The organism is Streptomyces sp. NPDC006197 (assembly GCF_040613865.1).
In the GTDB taxonomy this organism is placed as follows: domain Bacteria; phylum Actinomycetota; class Actinomycetes; order Streptomycetales; family Streptomycetaceae; genus Streptomyces.
This window is the reverse complement of record NZ_JBEXSZ010000057.1, coordinates 39187-45764: the sequence shown is the minus strand read 5'-3', so window position 1 is coordinate 45764 and position 6578 is coordinate 39187. Positions and strand designations below refer to the sequence as shown.

Sequence of the window (6578 nt, the reverse complement as noted above, 5' to 3'; positions counted from 1 at the left end):
TTTTTTTTGAGGTTTGTTTTCGCGTGCGGGGCGCCCGGCCCCGGGCGCCGGGCGTCGGGGCGTGCCCGTGACGTGTCGCGGGCACGGCCGGACACTCGGGTTCATTCCCCTTCCGGACCGATGTGGGCGAGCAGGGCGGCGGCGCCGTCCTCCGCGGCGATCCCGTGGGCGAGTTCGGCCGCGCGGCGGCGGTGGGACGGCTCGGAGAGGCAGGCCGTGATCGCGTCGCCGAGGGCCTCGGCGGTCAGGGAGTCGAACGGGACGGGCCGCGGGGCGACCCCGAGCGCGTGCAGCCGGGCCGACCAGAACGGCTGGTCGTACATGACGGGGACGGGCACGGCGGGTACGCCGGCCCGCAGCCCGGCCGCCGTGGTGCCCGCGCCCGCGTGGTGGACCACGGCGGCGGTGCGCGGGAACAGCCAGTCGTGCGGGACGTCGCCGACGGCCAGGACGTCGTCGCCGCAGCCGCTCAGCCCCGCCCACCCCGCCTGCACCACCGCCCGCACGCCGGCACGCCGTACCGCCGCGGCCACCAGCTCGCTGAGCCGCTCCCCCCGGCCCGCCGCCATGCTGCCGAACCCGATGAACACCGGGGGCGGACCGGCCTGGAGGAAGTCGGTCAGTTCGGCCGGGGGCCGCCAGTGGTCCGGCCGCGCGGGCCACCAGTAGCCCGTGACGTGGACCCGGGACGGCCAGTCCTCGGGGCGGGGCACCACCAGCGGGCTGTAGCCGTGGAAGACCGGCCGGATGTCCCCCGGTGCCGAAGGCGTGTCGGCGGGCAGCCCGAGGCGGTCGCGCAGCCGGGTCACGGCTCCCGCGAAGGCCCCTTCGGCGCGCTTCAGCACGTCCCGGCCCGCGGCGAGGTTGCCCTCCGGGCCCAGGTCGTCGGTGCTCCGGGCGTGGGGCAGGGGGAACTCCCGGGTGGCGAACGCCGGTACGAGGTAGGTGCCGACGACGGGGACGCCGAACGCCTCGCCGGCCGTGCGGGCCAGGGGCGCCGGGCCGAAGGGGGTGAGCAGCAGGTCGGCGCCGCCCGCCACGGCCTCCGCGACTCCGTCGGCGAGCCCGTCCGCGTACGCCCTGGTCAAGGCCTGGGCCTCCTCGCGGGAGGCCGCCCGTCCCCAGTCCCGGATCAGCGCCTGCGGGTCTCCCGGCACGGTCCGGTGCTCCAGGCCGCACCCGCCGAGGAGCGCGGCGAAGGCCGGGTGGGCGGCCACGGCGACCTGATGGCCGGCGTCGAGCAGGCGCCGCCCCAGGCCGGTGAAGGGTGCGACGTCGCCACGGGATCCGGCGGTGATGATCAGAATGCGCATGGGACGATCTTCCTCCCGACCGACACCGACGACGATCACTTTCAGCTCTGACCGAAGGTCAGGACCGCCTTGCCGTGGAGGTCTCCGGCGAGCAGGGCGGCGACCGCCTCGGCCGCGTCGGCCCAGTCGCCCCGCCAGGTGATGCCCGGGTCGAGGGTCCCGTCGGCGACGCGGTGGGCGAGCCGGCCGAGGTCGCGGTCGAGGCCGGCGCAGGAGAGCAGGAAGAAGGTCACCACGGACCGGTCGTGCCGCCCCTGGTCGCCGAACAGCGTCCCGAACGGGAAGTCCTCGCCCGTGCCGGCGGAGTGCCCGAGGGCGACCAGCGTGCCGCCCTCGCCGAGGGTGTCGTACGCCTCCACGAGCAGCGGTCCGCCGACCAGGTCGATCACGCCGTCCACCGGCCGGGAGACCTCCTTCGGCGCTCCGACCACCTCGTGCGCCCCGAGGCCGCGCAGGAGTTCGCCGTTCGCAGCCGGGGAGCTGGTCGACGCCACGACGTGGGCGCCGCCGGCGCGGGCGAGCTGGACGGCGTACCGCCCGACGCCTCCGGTCGCCCCGGTGATCAGGACGTCGCGGCCGAGGATCGGGCCGAGGCGGTGCAGGGCGCGCAGGGCGCTCGTGCCGGCGACGGGAACGGTGGCGAGGGCGGCCGGGTCGGCTCCGGCGGGGGCGACGCCGATCAGTGCGGTGTCGACCGCGCGGAGTTCGGCCCAGGCGCCGTCGGGCATCAGGGTCACCACGGGAGTGCCGGGGGCGGGGCCCGAGCCGTCCGCGGCGGCGCGTTCGACGATTCCGGCGGCGTCCCAGCCGAGGACCGCGCCCTTCGGGGCGGCGCCGAGGCCGAAGGCGATCTCGCCGGGGTTGAGCGAGGTCGCGGTCACCCGGACCAGGGCCTGGTGGGGCGCGGGTTCGGGATCGGGGGCGGTGCCGAGGCGGAGGCCGCCGGGGGCGGAGGGGTCGACGAGAAGCGCGCGCATGCAAGACCTCCAAGATTCTGCCACTGAGTGGCATAAGCCTATAGGTAGCGCTTGCTGCTCCGATACAGTGGTGCCGATGACCGCCGAGACCTCTCCCGCACTCCCGCTGCGCGAACGCAAGAAGCTGCGCACCCGGCAGACCCTGATCGACACCGCCCTGGAGCTGTTCGGTGCCCACGGCTTCGACGGCGTGACGCTGGACGGTCTCTGCGAGGCCGCCGAAGTGTCGAAGCGGACCTTCTTCCGCTACTTCGACAGCAAGGAAGACGTCGCCATGGCTCCCACCCAGGACCTGTGGGCGGCCTTCCTCGACGTCCTGGAGAGCTGCCCGGCCGACGGCCGACGGCTTCTCACGCTGTTCGAGGACGCGCTCGCCGAGGCCGTCGGCCGGATGCCGGCCGACGGATGGGCCGGGCGCGTCCTGGCCGCGCGCCGACTCGCCGCCCTCACCCCTTCGATGGACGCGCACGGCCTCGCGTTCTGCGACCGCACCACGCGGGCCGCGCTCGCCGTGGTCGAACGCCGCTTCGCCCTCCCCGACCCCGCCGGACGGCTGCACGCCCGTCTGGCGCTCGACCTGCTCGTCGTGGCGTTCCACCGGGCTCTGGACGCCTGGGTGGCCCAGCCGACCGGGCACTCCCCCGAGGACCTCGTACACCGACTCCACGCCACCGCGGCCGAACTGCCGCGGGCACTCGCCACGACGACCGAACCGAACGGCTGAACGGGGCGCTGCGGGCGACACGATCGGCGGCAGTCCGCCGCTCTCGGCGCTCTTCCACGACGAGCCGACGGTCGACGCCCTCGAAGAACCCGGTCTCGGTGTCAGCTCCGTCGGCAACCACGAGTTCGACGAGGGCCCGGCCGAGCTCCGGCGCATCGTCGACGGCGGCTGCCACCCGGACGACGGGGGCGCCGTCACGTACCCGGACACCTACCGGGTCCAGCCCTTCGAGACCCCGCTGTGGGTGCTGCCGGTGACCGGCGCGCAGCTCGTCACCGCGCTTCAGCAGCAGTTCACCGGCGTGAACGCGGACAGCCCGCGCTTCTCCGGCTCTCCGAGGAGCTCAGCCACTCCGTCGACATGAGCCGCACCGGCGCCGACCGTCTCCTCGCGGAGACGGTACGGGTCGACGGGCAGCCGGTGGCGCCGAACACCACCTACCGGGTGGTCCTCAACGAGTTCCTCGCGAACGACGGCAACGGCTTCACCGTCTTCGGCGGGATCACCGCACGGGAAGGGGGCGAGATGACGGACCTGGAGGCACTGGTCGCCCACCTGGAGACCACCACCTCGGCCACCGCCCCCGCCGCTCCCCCGGCCCCGGGCCGCATCACCTTCGTCGCCCGCTGAGCACACGAGAACGGAACACCGCGGGCCGGACCACCGAAGACGGGCGGCCCGGCCCGCGGGCCTTCAGCACAGATGCACGGCGACACCGCACAGACCCAGCCCCTGACGCGCGGCCGCACGCCAGACGCGCAGGGGGCCGTCCAGAACGGACTCCTCGCCCTCGGTGTAGTCCAGCCAGTCCTGGTCCTCCACGGCCGCCCGTTCGGTCGGAGCGAGGGTCAGCGCACGCTCGACGAGCGGCAGACTCGCGCGCACCTGCGCGGCGGAGAGCAGGAAGGTGCCGCACCAGCCCGGCAGCAGCGCCGCGCGCGTCGGTCCGATGGCGTGGAACAGGGACGAGACCGCGTACTCCTTGTGGTGGACGGAGATGAACATGCCGTCCTCGTCCTGCCCTTCCCACACGTCGTCCAGGACGTGGAAGGAGGGGTCCGTACTCCCGTCGCACACGTCGTCGACATGGCGGCCGGGTGCGGTGAGGGCCTGGAACGACGCGATGGCGTCCCGCGCCTCCCCGTCGGGGGAGTACCAGGTCCGGTGGTCGGGGAGCGGCTGCCGCTGCCAGGCCGACCAGCGCCGTCCGGCATCCGGGTGGGCACGGTCCGCCCGCATCGCGGGCAGGAGGCGTGGGCCGAGGTCGGTGACGACCTCGTCGGTGTGACTGCTGATCGCCCACGCGCTCGTGAATCCCATGCCCGGGACGTTAGCTCCCGCCGCTGACAGCGCCGCCGGGGCGCTTCGCCATGACGACCGCGCCCGGGCCGGTCCGCTCGTCCGCCGGGAGGTCCGCAGCCGGCGTCGAGTACGGCCCGCCCGTCCAGCGTGTGGATCTTGTGGGGATCGGCGGCGGGTCTTGCACCGACCGTGCGTCGGACCGTCACCTCCCGGCCGTCCGGGCATCCTGGCCCGCGTCCCCACGATCGGTGCGATTCGCTCATTTCATCATCAACCACTGGTGATTCATGAGGCATTGCAGGCAAATCGATCACGTTTGCCTTTCGCTCAGGCGTTCTGGAACCCTCCGTTCGACTTGCCTGACGCATCAACAGACGGAGGTAACCTCCCATGCCCTCAAGGCGAACACGTCGCGCCTGGCTCACGACGGCCGCCGCGGCCTCGCTCGCGTTCACCGGCCTCGTGGCTCCGGCCCAGGCCGAGGACGGCCCGCCGGGCGGCCCGGACTCCACGGTCCAGGAGCCCCTCGCCGCCGAGGCCGCTCCCTCTCCGCTCGCGGCCACCGCCTGGACCTCGCCCGGCGGCACGGCCTCGCCCGGGGACTTCACGATGTCGCCCGGCGCGCTGAACTCCGAGACCACCACGCGGGTCGCCCGCCTGGACTCGGTGCTCCCCAAGTCGGGCGTGCAGAACCTCCTGGCCGGGGCCAACCGCACCGTGACTCCGTGGTGCTCCCGCGACCCGTTCGGCACCGCTCCCGATCCCGACGTCAAGTACTGCCTGCAGAGCGACGACTCCACCTCGCCCGAGTGGGTCCCGCAGGGATTCACCGGCGTATCCGACGCCAAGGACAACGAGCTGTGGGGCGAGGCCGGGAACATCCAGCTGTTCGCCTCGTACGACGGCTCGGACCCCGGCCGGGAGACCGACCCCGACCCGGCGACCGGCGACTGCACCGCGGCCGAGCTGGAGGCCGACGACGCCTGCAACCAGAAGGGCGTCCGGATCACCTTCGTACAGAGCCGGACCAACCCGGCCACCGGCAGCCCCGAGGTCAAGTACCGGCACGTCCTGCTGGGCTGGACGTACGTCAACTCGGCCGACCACATCTCCTTCGACGGACTGCACGCCTCCGAGTACCCGATCCAGAAGGGCGTCCACGCCGGCGGGATCGTCTGGTACGGCAACTACCTGTACGTCGCCGACACCCGCAACGGCCTGCGCGTCTTCGACATGCGCTACATCATGGACCTGGACCCGGACGGCGACCCGAGCACGCACGACGCGATGGGCGCCGACACCGACGGGGTGAAGACCACCGCCGACGTCGAGGACAAGACGAAGGTGGGCCGGCACGACAACGTCTGGTACAGCTTCGGCTACCGCTACGTGATGCCGCAGGTCGCCGCCTGGAAGTTCAAGGCGACGCAGAGCAACCCCGTGGGCTCCTACGCCTGCGTCTCGACCGGCGCGCCGAAGGCCTCGTACATCTCGCTCGACCGCAGCACCACCCCGGACCGGCTGATCATGGGTGAGTACTGCCGTCCGGCGACCGGCTACCCGTCCACCGGCCGCATCGCCTCGTTCCCCGTCGCGGCCCTGGAGGGCCGCACCGCCGACGTGACCGCCGAAGGCTGGGCCAACTACCTGCCGTTGACCAACGGCGGCGCGCAGGGCGCGGCGGCGAACAACGGCACGCTGTACGTGAACGAGTCGAAGGGCACGGACGAGCCGGGCAACCTCTGGCGCCACCACTGGAACACCGACAAGGAGCTGGTCGCGAGCGGCCGGCCCGTCAAGACCGCCCGGGGCGCCGAGGACCTCTACGTCGAGCGCGGCACGGGCCGGTTGTGGTCCCTCTCCGAGCACCGCCCGGGGTCGGCGTCCGACTGCACCGCGAACCGGGACGCCGCCGATCCGGTGGGCACGGACTACTGCCAGCGGGTGCTGTACGGGCACAAGTTGAGCTGGGTGGACGGCCAGCCGTAGCCGCGGGGGCCGCCCCTGCCGTACCCGGACGGAGAGCCGTTCCCTCCGGGTACGGATACGGCCAAGAGGAGGGACGCGCTCCGAGCACGCGGGGCGCGGCCCCCGAAAAGGCCGTGGGGCCCGCGTTCGCGCGGGGCCGGTGCGCGCCGCCGTCGCGGAAGGATCGTCCCGGCGTCACGCTCCCGTCACACCGTCATCGTCGCCCCATCGCACTCACTGGCTTCAGGATGGCCTGAATCCATACGGCTCGACCCTCCTTCCCCGAACCGTCGT

General features: G+C 73.4%; 6 protein-coding genes and 1 pseudogene. 4 read left to right on the top strand and 3 right to left on the bottom strand.

Translation table 11 applies throughout. The features are described 5' to 3' along the window. Positions 1–101: 101 nt before the first annotated feature. Both ABZ318_RS19535 and ABZ318_RS19530 read right to left on the bottom strand, forming a co-directional pair. A complete protein-coding gene (locus ABZ318_RS19535) occupies positions 102–1313 on the bottom strand; it encodes a glycosyltransferase (protein ID WP_356903714.1) in 1212 nt (403 codons plus the stop codon). A 41-nt stretch (positions 1314–1354) separates the two neighbouring features. Continuing rightward, entirely contained in the window at positions 1355–2290 is a 936-nt protein-coding gene (locus ABZ318_RS19530) for a zinc-binding dehydrogenase (RefSeq protein WP_356903713.1), read from the bottom strand. A 76-nt stretch (positions 2291–2366) separates the two neighbouring features. Between ABZ318_RS19530 and ABZ318_RS19525 the strand changes: the two genes are divergently transcribed. The 3 genes and pseudogenes from ABZ318_RS19525 to ABZ318_RS19515 all read left to right on the top strand — a co-directional run bounded on the left by ABZ318_RS19525 (position 2367) and on the right by ABZ318_RS19515 (position 3644). Further along, positions 2367–3014, top strand: coding sequence for a helix-turn-helix domain-containing protein (locus ABZ318_RS19525; RefSeq protein WP_356903712.1), 648 nt, complete (start codon positions 2367–2369; stop codon positions 3012–3014). 22 nt (positions 3015–3036) lie between these two features. Beyond that, positions 3037–3294: pseudogene (locus tag ABZ318_RS19520) on the top strand (hypothetical protein); the annotation flags it as partial. After that, positions 3255–3644, top strand: coding sequence for a 5'-nucleotidase C-terminal domain-containing protein (locus ABZ318_RS19515; protein WP_356903711.1), 390 nt, complete (start codon positions 3255–3257; stop codon positions 3642–3644). The pseudogene ABZ318_RS19520 and the gene ABZ318_RS19515, both read left to right, overlap by 40 nt. Positions 3645–3707: 63 nt before the next feature. Here the strand turns inward: ABZ318_RS19515 and ABZ318_RS19510 are convergent, their stop codons facing one another. After that, positions 3708–4334 (bottom strand): hypothetical protein, encoded by a 627-nt coding sequence (locus tag ABZ318_RS19510; protein ID WP_356903710.1) that lies wholly within the window; start codon positions 4332–4334, stop codon positions 3708–3710. Between the two features lie 372 nt (positions 4335–4706). Between ABZ318_RS19510 and ABZ318_RS19505 the strand changes: the two genes are divergently transcribed. Further along, a complete protein-coding gene (locus tag ABZ318_RS19505; RefSeq protein ID WP_356903709.1) occupies positions 4707–6305 on the top strand; it encodes a hypothetical protein in 1599 nt (532 codons plus the stop codon). Positions 6306–6578 lie beyond the last annotated feature (273 nt).

What these genes read in the sequence shown, in the direction of transcription:
- ABZ318_RS19535 (WP_356903714.1), bottom strand. Translation starts at nt 1,313, where the DNA reads ATGCGCATTCTGATCATCACCGCCGGATCCCGTGGCGACGTCGCACCC.
- ABZ318_RS19530 (WP_356903713.1), bottom strand. Translation starts at nt 2,290, where the DNA reads ATGCGCGCGCTTCTCGTCGACCCCTCCGCCCCCGGCGGCCTCCGCCTC.
- ABZ318_RS19525 (WP_356903712.1), top strand. Translation starts at nt 2,367, where the DNA reads ATGACCGCCGAGACCTCTCCCGCACTCCCGCTGCGCGAACGCAAGAAG.
- ABZ318_RS19510 (WP_356903710.1), bottom strand. Translation starts at nt 4,334, where the DNA reads ATGGGATTCACGAGCGCGTGGGCGATCAGCAGTCACACCGACGAGGTC.
- ABZ318_RS19505 (WP_356903709.1), top strand. Translation starts at nt 4,707, where the DNA reads ATGCCCTCAAGGCGAACACGTCGCGCCTGGCTCACGACGGCCGCCGCG.